This is a genomic window from Synechococcus sp. N19, from assembly GCF_900474045.1.
GTDB lineage: Bacteria > Cyanobacteriota > Cyanobacteriia > PCC-6307 > Cyanobiaceae > Parasynechococcus.
On sequence record NZ_UCNR01000003.1, the window covers coordinates 1 to 22,152 of the forward strand.

General features: G+C 63.0%; 27 protein-coding genes. 14 read left to right on the forward strand and 13 right to left on the reverse strand.

Annotated elements, in window-relative coordinates:
- From DXY02_RS00875 to DXY02_RS00895, 5 genes are all read left to right on the forward strand, one after another.
- A partial coding sequence (locus DXY02_RS00875) for an iron uptake porin (protein ID WP_114987449.1) occupies positions 1 to 1,065 on the forward strand: 1,065 nt, incomplete at its 5' end.
- 216 nt (positions 1,066 to 1,281) lie between these two features.
- The gene (locus tag DXY02_RS00880; RefSeq protein ID WP_114987451.1) at positions 1,282 to 2,787 is read left to right on the forward strand and encodes an iron uptake porin; all 1,506 of its coding nucleotides are present in this window, start codon (positions 1,282 to 1,284) and stop codon (positions 2,785 to 2,787) included.
- A gap of 115 nt (positions 2,788 to 2,902) precedes the next feature.
- The gene (gene cysK / locus DXY02_RS00885) at positions 2,903 to 3,871 is read left to right on the forward strand and encodes a cysteine synthase A (protein ID WP_114987453.1); all 969 of its coding nucleotides are present in this window, start codon (positions 2,903 to 2,905) and stop codon (positions 3,869 to 3,871) included.
- On the forward strand, positions 3,868 to 4,536 hold the full coding sequence (locus DXY02_RS00890) for a J domain-containing protein (protein ID WP_114987455.1): 669 nt from the start codon (positions 3,868 to 3,870) through the stop codon (positions 4,534 to 4,536). The genes cysK and DXY02_RS00890 overlap by 4 nt, the downstream gene beginning before the upstream one ends.
- The gene (locus tag DXY02_RS00895) at positions 4,533 to 6,599 is read left to right on the forward strand and encodes a glycosyltransferase family 39 protein (protein WP_114987457.1); all 2,067 of its coding nucleotides are present in this window, start codon (positions 4,533 to 4,535) and stop codon (positions 6,597 to 6,599) included. The genes DXY02_RS00890 and DXY02_RS00895 overlap by 4 nt, the downstream gene beginning before the upstream one ends.
- On the opposite strand, the gene DXY02_RS00900 is transcribed toward DXY02_RS00895, so the two are convergent.
- Positions 6,578 to 6,832, reverse strand: coding sequence for an NAD(P)H-quinone oxidoreductase subunit O (locus tag DXY02_RS00900; RefSeq protein ID WP_006850906.1), 255 nt, complete (start codon positions 6,830 to 6,832; stop codon positions 6,578 to 6,580). The two genes, DXY02_RS00895 and DXY02_RS00900, sit on opposite strands and share 22 nt — an antisense overlap.
- Before the next feature lie 82 nt (positions 6,833 to 6,914).
- Here DXY02_RS00900 and DXY02_RS00905 point away from each other — a divergent pair, with 82 nt between their 5' ends.
- Complete coding sequence (locus tag DXY02_RS00905) at positions 6,915 to 7,844, forward strand: TIGR01777 family oxidoreductase (protein WP_114987459.1); 930 nt, start codon at positions 6,915 to 6,917, stop codon at positions 7,842 to 7,844.
- Here DXY02_RS00905 and DXY02_RS00910 read toward each other — a convergent pair.
- Genes DXY02_RS00910 through DXY02_RS00925 form a run of 5 tightly spaced genes read right to left on the reverse strand, consistent with a single transcriptional unit; the run spans position 7,792 to position 10,320 of the window.
- Entirely contained in the window at positions 7,792 to 8,064 is a 273-nt protein-coding gene (locus DXY02_RS00910; protein WP_114987461.1) for a hypothetical protein, read from the reverse strand. The two genes, DXY02_RS00905 and DXY02_RS00910, sit on opposite strands and share 53 nt — an antisense overlap.
- On the reverse strand, positions 8,061 to 9,230 hold the full coding sequence (locus tag DXY02_RS00915) for a lipid-A-disaccharide synthase-related protein (protein WP_114987511.1): 1,170 nt from the start codon (positions 9,228 to 9,230) through the stop codon (positions 8,061 to 8,063). The genes DXY02_RS00910 and DXY02_RS00915 overlap by 4 nt, the downstream gene beginning before the upstream one ends.
- 14 nt (positions 9,231 to 9,244) lie before the next feature.
- Positions 9,245 to 9,412 carry a hypothetical protein gene (locus DXY02_RS12330; RefSeq protein ID WP_170951429.1) on the reverse strand — a complete coding sequence of 56 codons (168 nt, stop codon included), beginning with the start codon at positions 9,410 to 9,412 and terminating at the stop codon, positions 9,245 to 9,247.
- A gap of 46 nt (positions 9,413 to 9,458) precedes the next feature.
- Positions 9,459 to 9,878: a hypothetical protein gene (locus tag DXY02_RS00920; RefSeq protein ID WP_114987463.1), complete on the reverse strand. Its 420-nt coding sequence runs from the start codon at positions 9,876 to 9,878 to the stop codon at positions 9,459 to 9,461.
- Positions 9,879 to 9,927: 49 nt separating this feature from the next.
- The gene (locus DXY02_RS00925; protein ID WP_114987465.1) at positions 9,928 to 10,320 is read right to left on the reverse strand and encodes an iron-sulfur cluster assembly accessory protein; all 393 of its coding nucleotides are present in this window, start codon (positions 10,318 to 10,320) and stop codon (positions 9,928 to 9,930) included.
- Between the two features lie 70 nt (positions 10,321 to 10,390).
- Between DXY02_RS00925 and zds the strand changes: the two genes are divergently transcribed.
- From zds to DXY02_RS00940, 3 genes are read left to right on the forward strand one after another with little or no spacing between them, the layout of a single operon-like run.
- Positions 10,391 to 11,857, forward strand: coding sequence for a 9,9'-di-cis-zeta-carotene desaturase (gene zds / locus DXY02_RS00930; protein ID WP_114987467.1), 1,467 nt, complete (start codon positions 10,391 to 10,393; stop codon positions 11,855 to 11,857).
- Positions 11,857 to 12,294, forward strand: a complete 438-nt coding sequence (locus tag DXY02_RS00935) for an SRPBCC family protein (protein WP_114987469.1) — start codon at positions 11,857 to 11,859, stop codon at positions 12,292 to 12,294. Before zds ends, DXY02_RS00935 begins: the two co-directional genes overlap by 1 nt.
- Positions 12,269 to 12,775: a hypothetical protein gene (locus DXY02_RS00940; protein ID WP_114987471.1), complete on the forward strand. Its 507-nt coding sequence runs from the start codon at positions 12,269 to 12,271 to the stop codon at positions 12,773 to 12,775. The genes DXY02_RS00935 and DXY02_RS00940 overlap by 26 nt, the downstream gene beginning before the upstream one ends.
- Here DXY02_RS00940 and DXY02_RS00945 read toward each other — a convergent pair.
- The 5 genes from DXY02_RS00945 to DXY02_RS00965 form a co-directional block, all read right to left on the reverse strand.
- On the reverse strand, positions 12,751 to 13,548 hold the full coding sequence (locus DXY02_RS00945; RefSeq protein WP_114987473.1) for a uroporphyrinogen-III synthase: 798 nt from the start codon (positions 13,546 to 13,548) through the stop codon (positions 12,751 to 12,753). The two genes, DXY02_RS00940 and DXY02_RS00945, sit on opposite strands and share 25 nt — an antisense overlap.
- Positions 13,545 to 14,747 (reverse strand): glycosyltransferase family 2 protein, encoded by a 1,203-nt coding sequence (locus DXY02_RS00950; RefSeq protein ID WP_114987475.1) that lies wholly within the window; start codon positions 14,745 to 14,747, stop codon positions 13,545 to 13,547. The genes DXY02_RS00945 and DXY02_RS00950 overlap by 4 nt, the downstream gene beginning before the upstream one ends.
- Before the next feature lie 65 nt (positions 14,748 to 14,812).
- Complete coding sequence (locus DXY02_RS00955) at positions 14,813 to 16,414, reverse strand: glycoside hydrolase family 3 N-terminal domain-containing protein (protein WP_114987477.1); 1,602 nt, start codon at positions 16,412 to 16,414, stop codon at positions 14,813 to 14,815.
- Positions 16,395 to 16,799: a 30S ribosome-binding factor RbfA gene (rbfA, locus tag DXY02_RS00960; RefSeq protein ID WP_114987479.1), complete on the reverse strand. Its 405-nt coding sequence runs from the start codon at positions 16,797 to 16,799 to the stop codon at positions 16,395 to 16,397. The genes DXY02_RS00955 and rbfA overlap by 20 nt, the downstream gene beginning before the upstream one ends.
- Entirely contained in the window at positions 16,799 to 17,005 is a 207-nt protein-coding gene (locus tag DXY02_RS00965) for a DUF751 family protein (RefSeq protein WP_006850467.1), read from the reverse strand. The genes rbfA and DXY02_RS00965 overlap by 1 nt, the downstream gene beginning before the upstream one ends.
- A 59-nt stretch (positions 17,006 to 17,064) precedes the next feature.
- Here DXY02_RS00965 and DXY02_RS00970 point away from each other — a divergent pair, with 59 nt between their 5' ends.
- Positions 17,065 to 17,790 carry a glutathione S-transferase family protein gene (locus tag DXY02_RS00970; RefSeq protein WP_114987513.1) on the forward strand — a complete coding sequence of 242 codons (726 nt, stop codon included), beginning with the start codon at positions 17,065 to 17,067 and terminating at the stop codon, positions 17,788 to 17,790.
- Here DXY02_RS00970 and DXY02_RS00975 read toward each other — a convergent pair.
- On the reverse strand, positions 17,756 to 18,433 hold the full coding sequence (locus DXY02_RS00975) for a DUF6816 family protein (RefSeq protein WP_114987481.1): 678 nt from the start codon (positions 18,431 to 18,433) through the stop codon (positions 17,756 to 17,758). The genes DXY02_RS00970 and DXY02_RS00975 overlap by 35 nt on opposite strands.
- On the opposite strand from DXY02_RS00975, the gene DXY02_RS00980 reads away from it, so the two are divergent.
- Complete coding sequence (locus tag DXY02_RS00980; protein WP_114987483.1) at positions 18,432 to 18,695, forward strand: chlororespiratory reduction protein 7; 264 nt, start codon at positions 18,432 to 18,434, stop codon at positions 18,693 to 18,695. The two genes, DXY02_RS00975 and DXY02_RS00980, sit on opposite strands and share 2 nt — an antisense overlap.
- Before the next feature lie 3 nt (positions 18,696 to 18,698).
- Here the strand turns inward: DXY02_RS00980 and DXY02_RS00985 are convergent, their stop codons facing one another.
- Positions 18,699 to 19,274: a shikimate kinase gene (locus tag DXY02_RS00985; protein ID WP_114987485.1), complete on the reverse strand. Its 576-nt coding sequence runs from the start codon at positions 19,272 to 19,274 to the stop codon at positions 18,699 to 18,701.
- Positions 19,275 to 19,325: 51 nt separating this feature from the next.
- Here DXY02_RS00985 and DXY02_RS00990 point away from each other — a divergent pair, with 51 nt between their 5' ends.
- The 3 genes from DXY02_RS00990 to DXY02_RS01000 are packed head-to-tail and all read left to right on the forward strand — an operon-like array spanning position 19,326 to position 22,144.
- A complete protein-coding gene (locus tag DXY02_RS00990; RefSeq protein WP_114987487.1) occupies positions 19,326 to 20,246 on the forward strand; it encodes a 6-carboxytetrahydropterin synthase in 921 nt (306 codons plus the stop codon).
- An 11-nt stretch (positions 20,247 to 20,257) separates the two neighbouring features.
- Positions 20,258 to 20,935, forward strand: a complete 678-nt coding sequence (locus DXY02_RS00995; RefSeq protein WP_114987489.1) for a dihydrofolate reductase family protein — start codon at positions 20,258 to 20,260, stop codon at positions 20,933 to 20,935.
- Between the two features lie 33 nt (positions 20,936 to 20,968).
- Entirely contained in the window at positions 20,969 to 22,144 is a 1,176-nt protein-coding gene (locus DXY02_RS01000) for a GNAT family N-acetyltransferase (RefSeq protein ID WP_114987491.1), read from the forward strand.
- The last annotated feature ends 8 nt before the right edge of the window (positions 22,145 to 22,152 follow it).

Below are 22,152 nucleotides of genomic sequence, written 5' to 3' on the forward strand. Positions count from 1 at the left end.
ATCCTCAAGGGTCGCGTTGACGGCCTCGAGGCCCGCGTCGGCGAACTGGAAGCAACCCAGTTCTCCACCACCACAAAACTCAAGGGTTACTCCGCCTGGGTGCTTGGTGCTCTTGATGGTATCGATGGCAAAGAAGCCACGACCCTCAACTACGACCTGCGTCTGAAGCTGGCTACCTCCTTCACCGGCAAGGATCAGCTGACCACCGTTCTGCGGTCTGGCAACTTCGACGATTCCATCTTCGGAACCGGCCTCACCTTCGTCGAAACCGCTATGAGCAGCGGTAACAGCGTCAAGGTTGGCCGTTTGTTCTACACCTTCCCTGTTGGCGACTCCCTGAGCGTCACCGCAGGTCCCATCGTCCGTACTGACGATGCCTCCATGTACGCCGGCTATGCCACGTACTACCCCTCTGATCTGCTGCTCGACTTCTTCACCTACGGTGGTGCACCCACCACCAACAACCTGGGCTTCACTGGCTCTGGTGTCGGTGCTGTCTACACCCTGGGAGATAGCGGCTTCAAGGTGAGCGGCAACTACGTCGCCAAAAATGGAGCTGATTCCAGCGCCGGCCTTGGTACTGACGAGTCTGCTTCCACCTCTTCTTGGCAGCTCTTCTACGAAGGTGAAGCCTTCGACGGCAACCTGCTTGCTCAGGTTGGTTACTCCTTCGACCAAAACGTTGGCCTTGCCATCGGCAATTCTTCCACTGCTGACCGCGAAGGCTTCAGTGTCGCTGCAGCTTGGAAGCCAGCTGATGCAGGCGTCGTTCCTTCCATCAGCACCGGTTATTCCTCAGCTGATGAAGAGGGTGTGAGCAAGGACATCGAGTCCTGGTATGTGGGTCTCGAGTGGAGCGACGTGTTCATTGAGGGCAACTCCTTCGGTGGCGCAATCGGTTCTGCTCCCGCATATGAAGATGGTGTTGATAACACCATGTGGGAAGTCTTCTACAGCTTCGCTGTTAGCGACAACATCACTGTCACCCCTGCAATCTTCGGCATCGACGAGGATGGCAAGGATGATGTGTTCGGCGGCATCATGAAGACCACCTTCAAGTTCTGAACCAAAGATCTAGTCCTAGGACTTCTTCTCCTTCAGATCTTTTCTGCCCTCCACTTCGGTGGAGGGTTTTTTTTTGGCGCGATAAGGCCAGTGAATGGTTTTAATCAATACATAAACAGCCCTTGAGTTCCTGTTATGTGAGAGAGAATATTACGCCAATAAAGTGATGGCGTTGGCATGTCTTGCCAGCACTTTTCTCTTGGTGTGAGAACCAAAATGAAGCTTTTGCAGCAACTGCTGGTGGCTCCTGCCGCCCTTGGCCTGCTTGCCACTGCCGCTAATGCCGCCGAGCTGAACATCAACGGCGTTTCTGATTACGCGACTTCCGCTGATCAGGTCACCAGCGTCACCCAGTTTTCTGACGTTTACCCCACCGACTGGGCCTACCAGGCTCTGGCTGGTTTGGTTGAGACCTACGGCTGCGTCGCCGTTTATCCCAACGGCAGCTTCCGTGGCAACCGGGCCATGACCCGCTTCGAAGCGGCTGCTCTGCTGAACGCTTGCCTCGACCGCGTCACTGAAGTGACCGACGAGCTGCGTCGCCTGATGGCCGAGTTCGGCGCCGAGATGGCCATCCTCAAGGGTCGTGTCGATGGCCTTGAAGCCAAGGTTGGCGAACTGCGTGGTGCTCAGTTCTCCACCACCACCAAGCTCAAAGGTAAAGCCACCTTTGTGACTGGTGTGATGGACTCTGAGGTATCTAGCGATAAGGCTAAGTACGACAAGTTCAGCTTCTCTTACGACTATCGCCTCGGCCTGAAGACTTCCTTCACCGGTAAGGACCTTCTGTTTGCTCGCCTGCGTGCCGGCAACATGAAGGATGGTGGCGCCTTCTCTGGTGGCTTCCGCAAGCTTGACGTTTCCGGCATGTCCGCAAACGAGTTCGAGCTCGATCGCTTGTACTACAAGTTCCCTGTGGGTTCAGGCCTGACGGCTGTCGTTGGTCCTCTGGCCCGCAACACCGAAAGCCTGGGTATGAAGCCCACGGCTTACACGGTGAAGACCCTGAATATGTTCGGTGGTCAATTTGGTGCTGGCAACGTCTACAACAAGGAGACCGGTGGTCTCGTTGGTGTGATCTGGAAGCAGAAAGTCGCCAAGGGTGAGCCTCGCCTGACTGCTGCTCTGAACTACGTTGCTGACCAAGGTGAAGCTGAGAGCTCCGCAGCAGGGATGTTCACTGCTGAATCCAAAGGCAACACCACCGCTCAGATTGGTTACGGCACCAAGAAGTGGGGCGCTGCTATCGGTTACCGCTACGGTCAGTGCGGCGCAGGCTTCGGTACTTCTTACTCGGGTGTTAAGCAGAGCTGCGGCACTGCTGACAATGTCGATTCCCAGAACTTTGCTCTGAACGGCTTCTGGAAGCCTGAAGAGACTGGTTTTATTCCTTCCGTCAGCCTCGCTTATGGCTGGTCTGATCTCGAAGGCAGCACTGTCGATGAGGCCCAAACTTGGATGGTGGGTCTGCAGTGGGACAAGGTCGCCAATACCCCCCACACCCTGGCTGTTGGTTTCGGCGCCCCTCTGTACGTCGAGTCCCAAACAGGTACTGATCCCGATGCTCCCGAGATCGCTTGGGAAGCCTCTCTGAAGTACAAGGTCTCCAGCAACATCACCATGATTCCGGCAATCTTCTATCTGCCTGAGTCCAACTCCTCCCAGGGCTTTTCTGGCAAGGAGCATTTCGGTGCTGTTCTCCAGACCGTCTTCAAGTTCTGATCACCCGGCCCGACTTCGGTTGGGCCTTCAGAACCACTTTCATCACACACACATATCCCGAGCCCTCCCCTGCGGAGGGCTTTTTTTATGGTCGTTCTGCGGGCAAGCTGCAGTCATGAGCATTGCTCCTGACATCACAGCCTTGATCGGTGGCACGCCCCTTGTGCGGCTGAATCGATTGCCCCAGGCCTGCGGCTGCCAGGCCGAGATCCTGGCCAAGTTGGAGAGCTTCAACCCATCCTCCTCGGTGAAAGACCGCATTGCCAGCGCCATGGTGCTGGAGGCGGAGCAGGCCGGCACGATCGTTCCCGGGCGAACGGTGCTGGTGGAGCCCACCAGCGGCAACACCGGGATTGCCCTGGCCATGGTGGCGGCGGCCCGGGGCTACCGGCTGATTCTCACCATGCCGGACACGATGAGCACGGAGCGTCGCGCGATGCTGCGGGCCTACGGCGCCGAGTTGCAGCTCACGGACGGTGCCCAGGGCATGAATGGGGCCATCGCGCTGGCCAAGGAGTTGGTGGATGAGATTCCCAACGCCTACCTGCTTCAGCAGTTCGACAACCCCGCCAATCCAGCTGTGCATGAACGCACCACGGCTGAAGAGATCTGGCGCGATACCGACGGCCAGATCGATGCCTTTGTGGCGGGGGTGGGCACCGGTGGCACGATCACCGGCTGTGCCCGTCTTTTGAAACAACGCCAGCCGCAGCTTCAGGTGATTGCTGTTGAGCCCGAGGCCAGTGCTGTGCTGTCCGGAAAGCCCCCGGGGGCCCATCGCATTCAGGGGATTGGAGCTGGTTTTGTTCCTGCGGTGCTGGAACTCGATCGGATTGATTCGATCCTCACGGTGAGCGATGAGGAGGCGATGCAGGTGGGCCGGCGCCTGGCTCGGGAGGAGGGTCTGCTCTGCGGCATCAGCAGCGGAGCAGCCATGGCCGCTGCCCTGCGGGTGGGCCAAGCCCCCGCCATGGCGGGCAAACGCCTGGTGGTGATGCTGGCTAGTTATGGCGAGCGCTACCTCTCCACCCCGATGTTCAGTGCTGCTTCGCAGCTTCCCGCCCGAAGGGATGGTCAGCTGTGAGCGATCCCTATGCCGTGCTCGGTGTCAGCAGCACCGCCAGCAACTCTGAGATCAAGGCGGCCTACCGCCAGCTGGTGAAGCAGCACCATCCCGATGCCGGTGGCGACGACCAGCAGATGCTGGCCCTCAATGCCGCCTGGGAAGTGCTCGGGGATGCCGAGCGCCGGAAGGCCTTTGATCGCACGCGGCCCCGGTCTGGCCGGACGGCATCGCCGACGGAGCTGCGCCGGGCCAGCCGTGCCCACGATCGAGCTGTGGCCGCGGATGATGCTCTGGTGGAGTGGCTGCGGCGGGTTTATGCCCCGATCGATCGGATGCTCGGTGAGGTGATCAATCCCTTCCCCAAGCAACTCAAGGCATTGTCGGCTGATCCCTATGACGATGCGCTGATGGAGGCGTTCTGCAGCTATCTCGAGGCGAGCGGACGTCGGATGGACAAGGTCAAGCAGCTGTTTCAGTCGTTGCCCACGCCGGCCTCGGCCCGTGGCTTCGGGCTGAGCTTGTATCACTGCCTTTCCGAAGTGGAAGACGCTCTGGCCGAACTGGAGCGCTACACCATGGGATACGTGGATGGATACCTCCACGATGGTCGCGAGATGCTTCGGGAGGCCAAACAGCGACGCAAGCGGCTCCAGGATGAACGGCGTCGCTTGGAGATCGTGTGAAACAGCGTTGGCGTTTCTGGGCTTCGGTGGCCCTGATCTGGGTGCTCTCCACCCTGGTGGATCGGCTCTGGTGGACGCTCCAGACCGGCGTCCCCGCCTGGGATCAGGCCGACTATCTCAACAGCGCCATGGACCATGGCCGCGCCTTGGGCCTGCTGCCCGGTGGCGGGTGGCAGGGTTGGCCGGCGTTGCTGGACCTGTCGCCGAAGATTCCGCCCCTGGCCTCGCTGGTGAATGGCAGCGTGATGGCCCTGAGTGGAGATGCTCCAGAGCAGGCGGCCTGGAGCTTGAGTCTTTGGCACGGGTTGCTCCTGGTGGTGATGGCGGGTTGGGGACGACGGCTGCAGGGGGATGGCCTGGCCTTGATCGCCTGCCTGTTGGCGGCATTGACGCCGGCCTTTCTTGATCTGCGCACGGACTACGTGCTGGAGATGGCTCTGGTGGCCAGTTGCAGCCTGGCGATCTGGCGTCTTGGGGTCTGGTGTGATCCCAAAAGAGGTGGCCGCTGGGGGCAGGCCTGGGGCTGCACCGTGGCGGCTTTGGCAGCCGTGCTGGTGAAGCAAAGCGCTCTTCTGGTGCTGGTCCCTGCCGGTGTCTGGGCCGCAGGGATCGCGCTGCGGCGTGGTGGTCCTTGGTTGCGGCAGGCCCTGCTCTTGCCCCTGCTCACGGCGGTGCTGATTGGTCCCTGGTTGCGTCACAACTGGATCACCAGCCTCGGCGGCACCAACCGAGCCGTGTTCGAGTCAGCGGCCAGGGAGGGCGATCCTGGCGTCTTCAGCCTGGCCAGTTGGCTTTGGTATCCGCGCCTGTTGCCGGAGCAGCTGGGCAGTGTGTTGCTGCTGGTGGGGCTTTCTGGACTATTGCTCTGGTGCTGGCAGCGTCAGAAGGTCTCCACCGATCACGGATGGTCCTGGCGCTGGCTCATGGTCAACCTTGTTGGGGCCTGGGTCCTCACCACCCTGAGCCCGAACAAGGATGGTCGCTACATCACGCCGCTTTTGCCCTCACTTGTGTTGCTGCTGGCCCGGGGGTGGTGGCAGTGGGGCCATTGGTTCGAGGCCAGGCGTTCCAGGCTGGTGTGGCCCTTATTCGGTGCTGGGCTGCTGGCCTGTGTCCCGGCGGGCTGGTCCCATCAGCTGCATCGCTTTGAAGACCGGCCCCGTGGCCCGGTGGAGGCGCTGGTGGAGGCCGCCGGCGGCGCGGATCCCAGTAGGCCTCCCGCCACGTTGATCGTGGTGCCCAGCACCTCCGACCTCAACCAGCACAACGTCAGCTTCTACGGCCGTCGCCGCGGTGGTCAGACCGTTGGACGCCAGTTGGGTGGCAGTCGAGAGGACCGTGAGCCTGTGCTGTCGCGGGCGGAATGGGTGGTGTTGGCGGAAGGGAACCAGGGATCGGTGCGTAAGGCTGCACGGCGGCTGGACAAAGCCGTGCGCAGCAGCGGTGTGTTCGAGCCGGTGCATCAGTTTGAGCGCCCCAAGGGGGGGAGTTATTCGCTCTGGCGCCGCAGCGCGACGCATCCGATTGAAGGCCCCTCTTTTGCGCAGCGCTTCCCCGAGCTCGCCGCTGGCTTGGCGGCAGGGCCGGTGGGGCTGGATCCGGTGTTCGCTGTGGTGGGGCAGGAGCACATGCTCGATGGCCATTTCAGTTACAGGGAGCCGGTGCGTTCTGAGGCCTTGGCGGCCTTGGCGCAGGATCCCGATGCTGTGCAACCGCGTTGGACCCTGGCGCTGCTGGCGGTGCTGGAAAACCGCCCTGTGCAGGCAGCGGAGCAGTTCGAGGCTCTGCAACGGCTGTTGCCTGATAACCCCTGGCCAGCGGCCTACCGCAGTGTGGTCAACCTTGCGGGGTGGAACCCCTGGCAGGCAGCCGCCGCTGCGGATGGGGCCGGCGTTTCGAATCCTGTGCTGGCGGCGCTGGGGGATCTCAGCGGCGTGCTCTCCGGTGCTGTGTGGCGCATCCCCGCCGCCATCACATCAATTCCAGCGGCCGTCACAGCCGTGGAGGAGGCCCTGGAGTCTGCCTCCAACGAAGATCAGGATCAGGAGCAGGCTTCCAGCTGATCCATTCGCAGCCACACATCGGGCACAGGACGGTTCCAGCGCACCTGGCCGTAGTCCCCTTTCACCACCAGCAGCTCGCCGGGACCTTCAAAGATGTAGTCGGGTGCTGTGGGATCGCTGGCTCCAGCCTCAAGGCTGGAGCTGTAGGCGGCTCTGTTCACCTTGACCAAGGCACCTTTGCGCAGCGCAGCAGGCTTGGCCTTGGCGGGGGCAGCGGCGTCGGATTCAGCCATGACAGGGGATGGTGATGGCACCAGGCTAAAACCAATCGCCCACGAACCCCCTTAGCCTCCCAGCCACACCACCCCCGCTTCCATGCGTCTGCTGCTGTTCGGCTGCACTGGTTTTGTTGGCCGTGAGCTCCTGCCGCTCCTGCTTCAGGCCGGCCATCAGCTCACGGTGGTCAGCCGCCGCTTGGCCCGTGGCTACGACGCTGAACGGGCGGATGGGCGACTGACCTGGATGCAGTTCGACCCCGCCAGCAGCAGCACCTGGGCCGATGCCGGGCTGCTGGATGCTCTGAACCAGGCCGATGCGGTGGTCAACCTGGCGGGAGAACCGATTGCCGAGAAGCGTTGGACCCCGACCCACCGGCAGCTGCTTGAAACCAGCCGTCTGGAAACGACCTCTCAGTTGGTGAAGGCGATCGAGGACTGTGCAACGCCACCGAAGCTGCTGGTGAATGCCTCAGCCATCGGCTTCTACGGCTCCAGCCTGGACAAGCGTTTTCTTGAATCGAGCACCCCTGGCGACGACTTCCTTGCGAGCTTGTGTGAGCGGTGGGAAGCGGCGGCTGAGGCGGTGCCTTCCGCTGTACGGCAGGTCACCCTGCGGATCGGCATTGTGCTGGCGGCGGACGGCGGTGCACTCGGAAAAATGCTTCCGGTGTTCCGCACAGGGTTTGGTGGTCCGATCGGCAGTGGCCGGCAATGGATGAGCTGGATCCACCGCACTGACCTATGCGCCCTGATCCTTCAATCCCTCACAGACGAGAGCTGGAGTGGCGTGATCAATGCCGTGGCTCCTGAGCCCGTCTCGATGACGGCCTTCTGCAAGCAACTGGGGCGCAGCCTGGGCCGTCCGAGTTTGTTGCCGGTGCCCGCTCCAGTGCTTCAAGTGCTTCTGGGGGATGGCGCCAAGGTGGTGTTGGAGGGCCAGCAGGTTGCCTCGGAGCGGCTGGAAGCTCTGAACTTCAGCTTCCGCTACCCCGATCTGGCTTCAGCACTCGCCGCTGCCACCAGCTGAAGATGCCGCTCACCAGGGCCGCCATGATCAGCAGGCTGATGGCTGGGGCGAACAGGGGTTGCCACAGCAGCTGAACCTGGTCCATCAGCCAGTCATGGCCTTGGCCCTGTTGCACCACGGCAACTGCGAAGACGCCTGCGCCGATAAACACCAGCAGCACGTTCACCATCAGCAGGCGGTCGAGCCAGCGTTTCCAGGCCGGTTCAGGCGTGGCACTCATGCAAGCAGTGAGCAAATGGCTGCCGCCATTCTCGGGCCTCCACCAGCGTCTCCGAGGCGCCATTTGGCCTCCTCTTGACATTGCTGTTGCAAGTCAGGATCCCGTCGCGCACGTTCAAGCAGTGTCATGGCCAGCGCCGCTGTTCCCTCCAAGGCCTCATGGCTGCCACTCTCCCCGTCGGCACAGAACACAGTGGGGCCCAGCAGGCGCCGTTGGGCCTCGGCGAATGCTGCTGTGAATTGAGGCCCCTGGCCCGGCAGCTGCAGCACCGGTTTGGCCAGGCCAACGGCTTGCTCGACGGCGGTACCTGCCATGCCGATCACCAGATCGCTGTGCTGCAGCACGGCACGGAAGGCCTCGCGGCGAACGTTGATCCCCCAGGCCCCCTCACGCTCCAGCACGCCGTTTTTCAAGTGCCAACCGCATCGTTCGCTCAGCCGCCGCAAGCTGTCGTCATCGAGGCTGGGCACCAAGGCCAGATCTACGTTGCAGCGAACTGTGTTGGGCAGCAGCTCGATCAGCCGCAGCAACAGCTGAAGGTTCTGTTCCAGTTCCGGTCGGCGGCTGCCGGGCAGCAGACCGATGCGTGGCGTGCTGCTGGGCGGCGGGGTGGCCGCTGTGAGCACCGAATCCATGAACGGATTGCCCAGGAAGGTCACCGGCCGTTGCAGTTGTCTGCTGAGGTCTTCGGCGGTGCGTTGATCGCGGCTGTACACCGCTTTGAAGCGGCGGCTTTTCAACAGAGCAGCGCAGGGCCAGGGGAGCCGCAGCGTCCCTTCGTAGTGGCTGGAGTAGGCCACCAGGTAGGTCGCCACAGGCCGTTGGCTGAGCCATGCCGCGATCACAGGGATCACATCTCCCACCACCAGGATCAGATCAAAGCGACGCCGGTACCGCATCAGACGCCCCAGGCGTCGGAGCAAATACAGCACTTGCCCTTGGGCGATCTCAGTGAGGCGGCCGCGAAAGCTGGTGTAGCCGATGCCGCCGGTGCTGAATTCATGGCTGCGTCCCAGCAGCGGCACGCCGGCTTTTTGGTAGGCGCTGCCAAGGCCCACCAGTGGAAGAGCCTGCACGTTGTGGCCCTGCTGCTGAAGCTCCTGGGCCAGGAGGGCGCCTGAGAGGTCTTCACCGTGGCCATTGCTCAGCAGCAGGATGCGTGCCATTGCCGGGCTGCCCATCACCACATCCAGGTGTTCGGATCCGGTATGCCGTTGGCGCGCCTGGCCAGTTGCAACCGCCGCGCTTCGCTGGCCAGGCGTTCCTGCCGCAATTGAGCCGAACGATCCGCTGGAGGTCGCACGCGAACCTGGGACGGCAGACGGGTGATGGTCCAGGTGGCTGTCATGCAGGGTTTGTCAGGCAGTGGCTGTCAGGCAGAACGTCCGTTGTGATCAGAGCTCAAGCCAGGCTTTCACTTTCTCGAGGGCCTTCCAGCCTGGTTTGCGTTCAAGCCCGTCGGCGATCGAGGCTTTGAGTTCGCCGGACACCTCTGGGGCCAGGGTCATCACCTGCTGGACCACCTGGATGTGGTCACGCACGCCCTTGGATTGGGTTTCCAGCAACGCCAGGCTCAGGTTGATCCTGGCCTGGGGGTCCTGGCCGTTGAGTCTCACCGCGAAACGTGCCGAGCGCAGCGCCTCATCCGGCTGGTCGCAAAGCAGCTGCAGCCAGGCCAGGCAGGTCCAGCCCGCCGATTGGCGAGGAGCGGCTTCAACGATGCGGGCGAAATCAGGGAGAACCTCTTCGGCCGCGGCGCCAGCCTGATAACGGGCCATGGCCTGCTCAAACAGGCTGTCCTGGGAAGTCTCCATCACTAGGGAGAGGGCAGTGATCTCCCCTCAGATTCCCACGTGGCTTCGCTCACACGGCGAAGGAACTGCCGCAGCCACAGGTCTGGCTGGCGTTGGGGTTGGTGAAGTTGAAGCCACCACCGATCAGAGCCGTGCTGAAGTCCAGCTGCATTCCGTAGATGTAGAGCAGGCTTTTGGGATCACAGATCACCCGGAAGCTCTGACCGTCAGCCGCCATGTATTCGTAGGTCTCGTCGTCGTCGAGGGTGTCTGATGCGGGCACGAAATCCATCGTGTAGCTCATGCCGCTGCAGCCCCCAGACCTCACCCCGACGCGCAGCACCTGGTTCTCACCCTGTTCGCCACACAGCTTGGCCAGCTGCTGCATCGCCGGTTCGGTGATCAGGATGCCCTTGCCGTCTTTGGCGGTATGGGCCGGCGCGGTATCGGGGGTGGAAGTCATGGTCAACGCAGGCTCGAGCTCTCACTCTATGAACGCTCATACATAGAGTCGCCTTAGTTGACCAGATCATGTGCGGGTCGCGATCGTTGGTTCCGGCCTCGCCGGCCTCTCCGCTGCAGTGGACCTCGTGGATGCGGGCCATGAGGTGAATCTCTACGAAGCCCGTCCCTTCATGGGCGGCAAGGTGGGCAGCTGGGTGGATGAGGGCGGTAACCACATCGAGATGGGGTTGCACGTCTTCTTCTTCAATTACGCCAACCTCTTCGCTCTGATGCGCAAGGTGGGAGCGTTCGAGAACCTTCTGCCGAAGCAGCACACACACCTGTTCGTGAACAAAGGGGGCGATCTGCGGGAGCTGGATTTCCGCTTCCCCATCGGCGCACCCTTCAACGGCCTCAAGGCGTTCTTCACCACACCGCAGCTCAGCTGGATCGACAAGCTGCGCAATGCCCTGGCCCTGGGCACGAGTCCGATCGTGCGGGGTCTGGTGGACTACGAGGGGGCGATGCGCACCATCCGAGCCCTCGACTCCGTCAGTTTCCAGGACTGGTTTGTCGGCCATGGCGGCAGCCCCGAAAGCATCCGGCGGATGTGGAATCCCATTGCCTATGCCCTGGGCTTCATCGACTGCGAGGCCATCTCCGCCCGCTGCATGCTCACCATCTTCATGATGTTTGCGGCCAAGACGGAAGCCTCCAAGCTCAATCTGCTGAAGGGATCACCCCATCGCTGGCTCACGGGTCCGATCCTCGACTACATCCAGCAGCGTGGAGGCAAGTTGCATCTGCGTCATCGTGTGAAGCAGGTGGACTACAGCGAGGGTGAATCCCCTGAGATCACTGGCCTGCAGCTGGGAACGCCCGAAGGAGACATTCGTGTTGAGGCTGACGCTTACCTGGCCGCCTGTGATGTGCCCGGGATTCAGAAACTGCTGCCCGAGGCCTGGAACCGTTACCCCCAGTTCAAGGCGATTCATCAGCTGGAGGCTGTACCCGTGGCCACGGTTCAGCTCCGCTACGACGGCTGGGTGACCGAGCTGGGAGATGCCCAGGAAGCCCAGCGCCGGGATGTGGCGACACCCACAGGGCTCAACAACCTGCTGTACACGGCTGATGCCGATTTCAGCTGTTTTGCCGATCTGGCCCTGGCCAGTCCGGAGGATTACCGCAAGCAGGGAGAGGGCTCTCTGCTCCAATGCGTGCTCACCCCTGGTGATCCCTGGATTCCCAAGTCGGTGGATGAGATCGTGGCTCACACCGACCGTCAAGTGCGCGAGCTGTTCCCCTCGGCCCGCAATCTCAAGCTCACCTGGAGCAACGTTGTGAAACTGGCGCAGTCGTTGTACCGCGAAGCCCCTGGCATGGAGCCCTACCGCCCGGAGCAGCGCACGCCGATCCGTAATTTCTTCCTGGCCGGCAGCTACACCCGCCAGGACTACATCGATTCGATGGAGGGGGCCACGATGAGCGGTCATCTGGCGGCGGCGGCCATCCTCGATCAGCCGGTGAAGCTGGCCACCAATGCGGCGGTGGCCTGATGGGACGCTGGCTCGAACACACGGTCACCTCCGAGGTGCAGGCCCCTGCCGCCAAGGTCTGGGATGTCTGGAGTGATCTCGAAGCGATGCCCCGTTGGATGCGCTGGATTGAGTCGGTCAAACCACTCGACGACCCTGATCTCACCGATTGGACGTTGGCGGCACAGGGCTTTCGCTTCAGCTGGAAGGCCCGGATCACCCAGCGGGTTGAAGCCCAGCAACTGCACTGGGAATCAGTGGGTGGTCTGCCCACCAAGGGTGCCGTTCGCTTTTACCCCGAAGCCGACGACCGCACTGTGGTCAAGTTGAGCGTGACCTACGAATTGCCGCGGGTCTTGGCACCGCTCATGGAACCCAGCATCCTGGGGGGCATCGTGACCAAGGAGCTTCAGGCGAATCTTGACCGTTTCCGTGACCTGGTGGAAGCAGGCGGCTAAGCATTGCCTTGCCCCCGTTGCCGTGTTGGTGGTCGTGGGGGGCTGTGGTGGCGAAACGCCAACGGCAACGGCGCTGCCATCGGTTCCAGTGAAACCTCAGCCGCTTCCGGAAACCTCAGCGGTTCAGGCCCCGCCGATAGGCCTGACCCCTCTGCCTTCGGCTGAAGAGGTGCAGCAGGCTGCCCCCGGCGGCCGGGCGGATCCCTTTGCTCCTCTTGTTGGTGTGGAGGCTGCGGATGCTCAGGACCCCACGACTGGCCTCGCCCTGACTGGCGTTTTGTTGGTGGGAGATCAGAAACGAGCCATCGTGACCACCCATAACGGCAGTGGTGTGATCTGTGTGGGCGCAGATGGCCGCTGCGGTGCTGATGCTCCGCTGTTGCTGCCGACTGGATGGTCGGTGCTCAGCATCGATGTGGCGAGCGGTTGCATTCGCTTCGCGCTGAACGATGAGCCTCAGGATCTCTGCTGCATCGCTTGAGCGCAGGCTTCGGCTAACCCTTCGAGATCGTGGGGGTCGGCCTCAGCATCCACCCGGCCGAAGCATTGGCGGCAGCTGCGGCTGGTCTGGGGGCCGATTGAAACCAGCTTCACCCCCTCCAACCGTTCAGCCCAGTCTGGGCCGAAGCGCTGTTCCAGGAGCTGCGCGGTGTGCTCCGCTGTCTTGCCGCTGCTGAAGGCGATGGCATCAACGTCACCTCCCTCCAGGGCGGTCGCTGTGGGCTCCGGCATCGTGGCGGGGCAGCCAGAGTCATAGGCCGCCACTTCCACTACCCGCACCCCGGCTTCACCGAAGGCGTCCGCCAGCAGGGTGCGACCACCGCTCTGCACCCGTGGAAGGAGCATCTTGAGACCCCAGCCCGACACCGGGAAGTGATCGATCAAGCTGTCGGCCACGAAGCTCGGAGGCACGAAATCAGCGGCCGCTCCAAGGTCGTCCAGCACCTGCGCCGTTTTGCGGCCCACAGCGGCAATCTTGAGACTGGCCGGGCGTCTGGCCAGGCAACGGCCAATGCGTTGCAGCCTCTGTTCCACGGCCTGCACGCCATTGGCACTGGAGAACACCAGCCAGTGAAAGCTCCCTAAGTCCTCGAGGGCGTCATCCAGAGGACCCCAGTGGTCGGGTGGTCCGATCACCAGGGCAGGGAGATCCAGCACTGTCGCCCCCCGCTGCTCCAGCAGCTGGCGCGCGGCTCCCAGTTGGTCGGCCGCGCGGGTGACGACCACCGTTCGGCTTTGCAAGGGCTGGCTCAAGCGACAGCCTCCCCGTCCAGTTTCACAACCCCCTCCACCCTTTCGCGCAGCTGCTGAGCAGCGTCAGCGTTTCCCTGAGCCTGAAGCAGGTTGATGGCGCGGATGAAGCTGCTACGAGCGGCGTCGATGTTGCCGCCCAACAACTGGGCCACGGCATTGTTCTGATGGCACTCAGCGTTGTTGGGATCCAGGCTGAGGGCGCGCCCGTACGCCTCCAGGGCCGCGGCGAGGTCGCCGCGCCTCCGTTGCATCAGCCCCAGGTTGTACCAGGCGAGGGCCACTTCCGGTGCCCGCTGGGCGGCGGTTTGGGTGAGGCTGATCGCTTCCTCCAGGTTGCCCTGGTCCATCAGTCGAGCTGCCAGGTTGAGGCGGGCTCCAAGACTCACCCGAGTGTCCAGGGGAATCTCCAGGGCTTGTCGGTAGCAGTTCACCGCCTTGTCGGGATCACTGGGGGTCAGGGCCAATCCCAGGTGCAGCAGCAGTTCATACCGTTCGGCACCGGCTGAACTGCACTGCTTCAGGCCGTTTTCCAGCAAGGGAATGGCGTCTTCGTTCTTGCCCTCACTGATCAACAGCCCCCCGAGCTTGGCGCTGGCGTAGGGATCACCGGGACGCTCCTGCAGATCAGCCTCCATGGCCTGCCGCAGCCGATCGGCCTTGTCGCTGCCCGCCAGCAGTTCCGGTCGGTAGCCGTCATGGAGGATTGCCGGCTCACTGCAATCGGCGATGCGCCATTGGGGTTCGGCGTCCAGCAGGCTGCGAACGCTGTCGTCGATCATCGAGTGGTACGGCCGGCTCCACCGGATCGAGGGGTGGCGGCGGAACAGACGACTGACGCTGGAATAGGGAGCTATGGCAGCCCCCACCTCGTAACGCAGCAGGTTGATCACCAGCACATCGGGCTGGGCCATCAACGCCTTCAGGGCTGGGATGGCCTCGGGGCGCAGTTGTTCATCGGCGTCCAGCACCAGCACCCAGTCGCCGTTGAGAAACTCCAGGGCCTGGTTGCGGGCTGGGGCGAAGTCCCCCGGCCAGGGAATCTGCTCAACGCGGGCCCCGGCCGCTTCGGCGATGGCCACCGTCGCATCGGTGGAGCCGGTGTCCACCACCACCATCTCGTCGGCGAAGCCCTGCACCGAGCGCAGGCACTCCCCGAGACGCGCCTCTTCATCGCGCACGATCATCGAGAGGCTGAGCATGGCCGGCCGGCTTGGGGTTGGCGCGAGGTTAAGTGCGGTTGGCCAGTGCGGTTGGTTGGTGGTGGTCAGTCGGTGAACGCACCGCTGTTGCCGGTCGGCGTCGCGCTGGGGAACAGTTTGGTGAGCACCTGGCGTTGGGCTTCCTGCATTTGGCCGGCGGAATAGGCGGCAGGGCAACTGCTGGGCAGAAGGGGCTTCAGGCTGTCCCAGAGGTAAGGGCTGCCATAGACCACGACTCCGGCCAGCCGGTTGAGGGCGATCAGTTGCTGGATCGCTGCGGCCCAGGGTTCTTGGACATCCCGTCCGGCGCGGAAGGGGTTGCCTCGCAGGAAAAGCTGCAGCAGCACCGCTCCATCGCCGAGGCGGTCCATCGCCAGGGGGGCGTCCGCTTGGCCGCTCCAGGGCGATAGCCCTTCGCCATGAAGCACGATTGAGCGAAATCCTTGTGCTTCAGGAGTGCGCAAGGCCGGGGACCAGCCGCTGAGGGCGGCTGCGCTGGGCACCATGGCATCCACGCGTACCAGGTTGATGCCTGCTTGTGGAAGAACCTTTGCCTCGCCGACCGTGATGCTGTGACGCACCAGTTCAGCTTCAAGGGCTTGCTCGTCTGCGCTGACGATCGGACCTGTAGCTGTGCTGGTGGGGATCGATGCCAGGGCATGGGACCGGCGCTGCAGGCTCTCGTCCAACCGCTCGAGGCACAGCCTTCCACTGTTGAAACCGTCGCAGAGACCATCGATGGCGGCATCCGCATCCGCCGGCATCAGGATCAGGTCGGTCCCGGCTTCAAAGGCCAGCACTGCTGCTTCGGCGGCGCCGTGCCGTGCGCTGATCGCTTCCATCACAAGGGCATCGGTCACCACCAGCCCGTTGAACCTCATCTGGCGCCGCAGCAAATCGGTGAGCACGGCTTTGGAGAGGGTGGCGGGCTGCTTCGGATCCAATTCCGGCAGCACCAGATGGGCCGTCATCACGCTCTCCACACCGGCGGTAATGGCGGCCTGAAAGGGCGGAAGTTCGATCTGCTCCAGCCGTTCGCGGCTGTGGGGCAGCACCGGCAGGTCCAGATGGGAGTCGCTGCTGGTGTCGCCGTGGCCGGGAAAGTGCTTGGCGCATCCGAGCACCCCCGCTTGCTTGAGCCCTCGCTGGAACGCCACCGCCAGGGCACTGGCAGTGTTGGGATCTTCGCCCCAGGCCCGCACGTTGATCACAGGGTTGGCGGGGTTGTTGTTGACGTCGCACACCGGCCCCAACACCCAGTTCAGGCCACAGCGGTGGGCCTGTTCGCCGGTGCAGCGGCCATAGCGCTCACTCAAATCCAAGGCCAGCTCGGGCTCCCGCTGGTGGAGTCGCCCGAGGGCCAGGGGCGGCACCAGCCAGCTGGCCCCTTCGAAGCGCTGGCCAACGCCCTCTTCAACGTCCGCACAGACCAGCAAGCGCTGCTCACTCCAGCCCTGCAGTTGCTGGGTGCGTTGTTGAAGCTCAACAGCGCTGCCCCCTAGCAGGATCACGCCACCAACACCATCCCGCAGCAGGCGCTTCAGTTCGCTGTTTGGTAGCTCCCACTGCGGGTAGCGACGCTGCTGGTCACTCAGATGACCACTGGCCCGCACCACCATCAGTTCCGCCACCCGGCGCCGCAGGCTTTCAGTCGCCTGGCTCTTCATCACTGCCCGGTGGAATCTCGCCCCGCTGCTGCCGCTCGTCTTCGAGGCGATTCAGCAGTCCCAGAACGGAGGTGCCGCGTTCCAGACCCCGATCCAGCTGGAACACCACTTCGGGGGCGCGTCGCATCTGCAGCCGCCGCCCCAGTTCTCCCCGCAGGAAGCCGCTGGCGGCCTGGAGCCCCTCGAGCACCTGGTCGCGTTCCTGAGCTTCCCCAAACACGCTCACGAAGATCTTGCAGTGCTGCAGATCGCCGGACACCTCCACTTCGGTGATGCTCACCATGCCTTGGTGCACCCGTTCATCACGGATGCCGTTGATCATCAGTTCGCTGACTTCTTTGCGGATCAGGGCGGCCACCCTCTCCACTCGACGCCCCTGTGCCATCACGCCATCGGTGCTGAATTCACCATGGCACGCAGCACCAAGGTGAGGCTGATTCCACCGCTGATCAAGGCGCCGATCAAGGCCACGGCCGTGACGGGATTGCTCCGGCGTGCGGCCAGGGGTTCGGCGACGGAGTTCATCACCCCGAGGGTGAAGGCGATCAAGTAACGGGGGTAACGGGAGACGTTGAGGAAAAACTCCCGCATGGTTCTGGCGTGCTTGCAAATCTGCTGGCTACTCTGCCGGGCCCATGGCTGTTTTGGACATGTTGGAGCTGCATCAATTCCGCCATTCCGCGTTTTGTCTCAAGGTGCGGATGGTGTTGCAGGCCAAGGGGCTGAGTTTCCGCACCGTGGAGGTGCCCCCCGGTGTCGGCCAGGTGGCTGTGTTCCGGCTGTCCGGCCAACGGCAGGTGCCTGTGCTGGTGGATGGGGATCAGGTCATTGCCGACTCCAGCGCCATTGCGCTGCATCTGGATCAGCGGGAGCCGGATCCTGCCCTGATTCCCACCGATCCGCGCCAGGCTGCCCAGGTGCATCTGCTGGAGGATTGGGCCGATACCACCCTGGCCATGGCGGGTCGCTCCTCTTTGGTGCAGGCCGCGGCACTGGACCCAGAGCTTCGGGTTGCTCTGCTGCCCGACGATCTGCCTGACCCCGTGCGTTCGGTGATGGGCGTGATCCCTGGCGGCTGGGTCAGCAATATCACTGAACTGGTCAACCAGAAGGAGCGCACCGAGCTGCTGACCAGCCTGGAGCAGTTGGCCTCATCCGTACAGACCAGCCCTTGGTTGGTGGGCGACAGCATGACCCTGGCCGATATTGCCGTTGCCGCTCAGTTGTCGCTGCTTCGCTTCCCCTCTTCTGCGGGTTCGGCCCTGGCTGGCAAGGGCGTGCATGGGCTGAGCGATCACCCCAAACTGCAGCCCCTGTTCCAGTGGCGCGACCAGATCGAACTCAAATTGATGGAGCGGACCCTGGAAGAGGTGTGAAGCGCAATCGGTAGTGGTGCTGGGCGATGGCCTGATCTCGCAGGCTCTCGCCCGGCGAGGCGTAGCGCCCTTGCCATTGCTCGGCGCAGATGTCCTTGCCGCAGCGGTTGTAGCGGCTCAGGGTTTCGATCCGGCTCAGCCGCGGCGGTCCGGGCGCATGCAGGATCTGCAGCACCAATTCATCGGCCAGGAAGGTGTCGGTGCTCGGGCTCTCCTGGCGGCGGCCCGTCACCGTGGTCTCGAGATAGAGATCTCCCTTGAGTCGGGCAATCTGGCGGTTGGCGGAGTCGGGGTCTTCTTCCACCTTCAGCAGTTGCTCGCCAAGCAGGGCACGACCGATGGCTGTGGCGTTGAAGCTGCGATCGCCGACAAGTCGACCGCGCCGGTCGGCTTGAAACCGTGCTTGATGCAGCAGCGGTGGATCGTCGGGGGCATCGAGATCAACGCTCTCCACTTGCCAAAGCCCGGCAAACCACTCGGGGTAAATCAGGTCGTCCCGATTTGAGGGCCGCGGCAACGGTGCCGGCAGGCTCCAGTCGGGCCAACTGTTCAACCGTTGCTCAAGACCTGTCTGGGCCCAGGCGGGACCGCCACTGAGCAGGATGGTGAGGCTGATCAGCAGCATCCACAACCGCCGTTCCATGTCTGATCCCCTGATCCGTGCCCTTGATGACTATGTGGTGCTGGAGCCCGGCAAGCCGGAGCAGCTGCTCAGCGCTGCCGACACGTTGACATGGCTGAGCGGTTGGTTGCGCAGCCTCGATCAGTTGCCGGCCGATCTGGCAGATCAACCGGATATCGATGCAGCGGCGCAGCGGTTGATCGATACGGCCTGTGATCTGGAGATCAGCCCCGGGGTGACCTTGCAGTGGTTTGCGGTGCGGTTGGAGCCGCCCACCGCTTGAGATTCAGTCGGTTCGGCGTTGGGTCGGATCCTTCAGCAGGCTTGGCACCAGTTGCAGGATTCCGTCGGCCACGGCCTCTGGGGTTTCGTCGTTGATCACCACCGTCAGATCGGCCTCGGCATAGAGGGGACGACGCTCGTTCAACAGCGCGTTCAGAGCCGCCTCTGGATCGGCGGTTTGCAGCAACGGGCGCACAGTGCTGTCAGCGTTCAGCCGCTGCAGCAACTGATCGGGCACCACATCGAGCCAGATCACGATGCCGCTGTGGAGCATTCCCCAGTTCTCCGGCTGGGTCACCACACCGCCACCTGTGGCCACCACCAGCGAGTGGCGCTGACTGATCGCACTGAGCACCTGGCTTTCCAGGCTGCGGAAGCCCGCTTCGCCATCCCGATTGAAGATGTTCGGGATGCTGCAGCCCGCCGCCTGTTCGATCACGGCATCGGCATCCACAAAGCCGTAGCCCAGGCGTTCGGCCAGGGGGCGGCCCGTGCTCGTCTTGCCGCTGCCCATCATTCCCACCAGATAGAGGCTGCGCCCGGCAAGACGCTGCTTGAGGGTGGGGGTGGAATCCGCCATGACTCGGAAACGGCAATAGCTCATTAGGATGCCTCCCGGCCGGAACGTCACATGACTGAAACGAAGTCACAAGCACGGCACGGCCAAGGTCGTGGTTGTGTCATCACCCGGAGGGCCTGTTTCAGTGCCAGCCATCGCTATTGGCTGCCAGAGCTGTCTTCCGATGACAATGCCGCCCGTTTCGGGTCCTGCGCTTTGGCTCCTGGCCATGGGCACAACTACGAGTTGATTGTCTCCATGGCTGGTGGTCTGGACGCCGACGGCATGGTGCTCAACCTCTCGGAGGTGAAGCACGCCATCCGCAACGAGGTGACGGGCCAGCTCGATTTCCGCTTCCTCAATGAGGCCTGGCCGGAATTTGACGTTGCCACCCCCGAAGGGTGCCTCCCCACCACCGAGGCCCTGGTGCGGGTGATCTGGCAGCGCCTCAGCCCTCATCTGCCGATCACGGCGCTGCGCCTTTACGAACAACCGGGCCTTTGGGCCGACTATCTCGGACATCCCATGGACGCCTTCCTCACCATCCGCACCCACTTCGCCGCCGCTCACCGACTGGCCCGTCCGGAACTCAGTCAAGAAGAGAACGAAGCGATCTACGGCAAGTGCGCACGTCCCCATGGCCATGGTCACAACTACTTGGTGGACGTGACCGTGCGCGGTCAGATCGATCCCCGCACCGGCATGGTCTGTGACCTGTCTGCCTTGCAGCGCCTAGTGGATGATTTGGTGGTGGAGCCCTTCGACCACACTTTCCTCAACAAGGACGTGCCCTTTTTCGAGGAGTGCGTGCCCACGGCTGAGAACATCGCCCTGCACATCGCTGATCGTCTTTCCACTCCGATCAAGGCCATCGGCGCCAGCCTGCACAAGGTGCGACTGCAGGAGAGCCCGAACAATGCGGCCGAGGTTTATGCCGAAGCACCGCAACTGGAGATGTCCCCAGCTGCTCTTGATGTCGTGGCTGCCGTCTGATCGACGGCTTGATGCCCCAACGCCCCGCCCCATCACGCCCTTTCGTGCGGTTGGTGCTGGCCATCAGCCTTGATGGTCGCTTGGCACCGCCGGTTGGAGGTGCTGCCCAGCTGGGGGGTGATGGAGATCGGCGCGCCCTGGAGCAGGCGCTTGCTTGGGGGGATGCTTGCTTGATCGGTGCTGGAACCCTGCGGGCCCATCAGTGCACCTGCTTGATCCGCAGCCCTGAGCTTCTTGAGCAACGCCGAAGCGAGGGGCGCGCCGAGCAGCCGGCCGCTGTGGTGGTGAGCCGATCCCCCAACTTCTCAAGCACCTGGCGGTTTTTTGATCAGCCGCTTCAACGTTGGTTGCTGGCTCCTGAACCGGTGGATCAAGGTTTTGATCGTTGGTTCCCTTTGGCACCAACCTGGCCGGAGCGGCTCAAGGCGCTTGGAGCAGCTGGGGTTCAGCGTCTGGTGCTTCTGGGTGGCGCCCAGCTCAGCGCCGATCTGTTGCAAGCCGATTGCGTCGATGCGCTCCAGCTCACCTTGGTGCCCCAGCTCCTGGGCGGCCGCTTCAGTTGGTTGCCTTGCACCGATGTGCCGTTGCCAGCTGCCTTGGCACAACCAGGTGCTTGGCAGTCCGATGGTGCTGAGGATCTCGGGGACGGTGAGTGGCTTGTTCGCTACCGACGGATCCGATCTGGTTAAGGTCGTCCCACCTCGGCCAAAGGCACCGTCGCAATGACGTCACTCACGGCCCGCTGGCATCGCTCCATCAACGAAATCCCGGCGCAGCAGTGGAACAGCCTGGTTGGAGACGCCGCGATCCCCTTCTACCGCTGGAGTTGGCTGGAGGCCTTGGAAAGCTCCGGAAGCATCATTCCCGAGCAGGGCTGGCAGCCCCTGCATCTGGCCCTCTGGCGTGATGACATCCCGATTGCGGTGGCTCCACTGTTCCTCAAGGGCCACAGCTATGGCGAGTTTGTGTTCGACCAAACCTTTGCCCGTCTGGCGGCGGATCTGGGGCTGCGCTACTACCCCAAGCTCCTGGGCATGAGTCCGGTGAGCCCAGTGCTGGGCTACCGCTTCCATGTGCGATCTGGAGAAGATGAAGCTCTGCTCACCCGGGAGTTGCTGCGGGCGATCGATCGCTTCTGCGAACAGAACGGGATCCTCAGCTGCAATTTCCTCTACGTGGATCCGCAGTGGCGGCCCCTGGCGGAGGCCGCCGGCTGTGCCGCTTGGCTGAACCAGCAGAGCCTGTGGAGCCGCGGCGACGACCAGACGTTTGAGGATTACCTCAAGGGCTTCAATGCCAACCAGCGCCGCAACATCAAGCGGGAACGCAAGGCCGTGGCCAAAGCCGGGATCACCGTGACACCCCTCAGCGGCGATCAGCTGGATCTGCCGCTGTTGCAATCCATGCATCGTTTCTACGAGCAGCACTGTGCTCGCTGGGGACCGTGGGGCAGCAAATACCTGGAAGAGGGCTTTTTTGAAGCGTTGGCACGGCTGCACCGCGATCAGCTGGTGCTTTTTTCTGCCCACCGAGGTGACCCGCGCGATCCGGTGGCCATGTCGATGTGCGTGCAGGACGGTCGACAGCTCTGGGGCCGCTACTGGGGCAGCCACGAGGAGATCGATTGTCTTCACTTCGAAGTCTGTTACTACTCTCCGATCGAATGGGCTTTGGCCAACGGCATCGTCAGCTTTGACCCCGGAGCAGGCGGCAGCCATAAACGCCGGAGAGGCTTTGTGGCACGGCCCCACGCCAGCCTGCACCGCTGGTACCAGCCCCAGATGGATCAGTTGATCCGCACCTGGTTGCCCAAGGTGAATGGCTTGATGCTCGAGGAGATCGAGGCCATCAATGCGGAGCTTCCCTTCAAAGCGGAACCTCCGGCCTTGGCTTTGTAGGTTGAAGG

Bases quoted from the DNA above. Each gene is read 5' to 3' on its own strand.
- DXY02_RS00880 (WP_114987451.1), top strand. From the start codon at position 1,282: ATGAAGCTTTTGCAGCAACTGCTGGTGGCTCCTGCCGCCCTTGGCCTG.
- cysK (WP_114987453.1), top strand. From the start codon at position 2,903: ATGAGCATTGCTCCTGACATCACAGCCTTGATCGGTGGCACGCCCCTT.
- DXY02_RS00900 (WP_006850906.1), bottom strand. From the start codon at position 6,832: ATGGCTGAATCCGACGCCGCTGCCCCCGCCAAGGCCAAGCCTGCTGCG.
- DXY02_RS00905 (WP_114987459.1), top strand. From the start codon at position 6,915: ATGCGTCTGCTGCTGTTCGGCTGCACTGGTTTTGTTGGCCGTGAGCTC.
- DXY02_RS00910 (WP_114987461.1), bottom strand. From the start codon at position 8,064: ATGAGTGCCACGCCTGAACCGGCCTGGAAACGCTGGCTCGACCGCCTG.
- DXY02_RS00915 (WP_114987511.1), bottom strand. From the start codon at position 9,230: ATGGCACGCATCCTGCTGCTGAGCAATGGCCACGGTGAAGACCTCTCA.
- DXY02_RS12330 (WP_170951429.1), bottom strand. From the start codon at position 9,412: ATGACAGCCACCTGGACCATCACCCGTCTGCCGTCCCAGGTTCGCGTG.
- DXY02_RS00920 (WP_114987463.1), bottom strand. From the start codon at position 9,878: ATGGAGACTTCCCAGGACAGCCTGTTTGAGCAGGCCATGGCCCGTTAT.
- DXY02_RS00925 (WP_114987465.1), bottom strand. From the start codon at position 10,320: ATGACTTCCACCCCCGATACCGCGCCGGCCCATACCGCCAAAGACGGC.
- DXY02_RS00935 (WP_114987469.1), top strand. From the start codon at position 11,857: ATGGGACGCTGGCTCGAACACACGGTCACCTCCGAGGTGCAGGCCCCT.
- DXY02_RS00950 (WP_114987475.1), bottom strand. From the start codon at position 14,747: ATGCTCAGCCTCTCGATGATCGTGCGCGATGAAGAGGCGCGTCTCGGG.
- DXY02_RS00955 (WP_114987477.1), bottom strand. From the start codon at position 16,414: ATGAAGAGCCAGGCGACTGAAAGCCTGCGGCGCCGGGTGGCGGAACTG.
- rbfA (WP_114987479.1), bottom strand. From the start codon at position 16,799: ATGGCACAGGGGCGTCGAGTGGAGAGGGTGGCCGCCCTGATCCGCAAA.
- DXY02_RS00965 (WP_006850467.1), bottom strand. From the start codon at position 17,005: ATGCGGGAGTTTTTCCTCAACGTCTCCCGTTACCCCCGTTACTTGATC.
- DXY02_RS00970 (WP_114987513.1), top strand. From the start codon at position 17,065: ATGTTGGAGCTGCATCAATTCCGCCATTCCGCGTTTTGTCTCAAGGTG.
- DXY02_RS00980 (WP_114987483.1), top strand. From the start codon at position 18,432: ATGTCTGATCCCCTGATCCGTGCCCTTGATGACTATGTGGTGCTGGAG.
- DXY02_RS00975 (WP_114987481.1), bottom strand. From the start codon at position 18,433: ATGGAACGGCGGTTGTGGATGCTGCTGATCAGCCTCACCATCCTGCTC.
- DXY02_RS00985 (WP_114987485.1), bottom strand. From the start codon at position 19,274: ATGGCGGATTCCACCCCCACCCTCAAGCAGCGTCTTGCCGGGCGCAGC.
- DXY02_RS00990 (WP_114987487.1), top strand. From the start codon at position 19,326: ATGACTGAAACGAAGTCACAAGCACGGCACGGCCAAGGTCGTGGTTGT.
- DXY02_RS00995 (WP_114987489.1), top strand. From the start codon at position 20,258: ATGCCCCAACGCCCCGCCCCATCACGCCCTTTCGTGCGGTTGGTGCTG.
- DXY02_RS01000 (WP_114987491.1), top strand. From the start codon at position 20,969: ATGACGTCACTCACGGCCCGCTGGCATCGCTCCATCAACGAAATCCCG.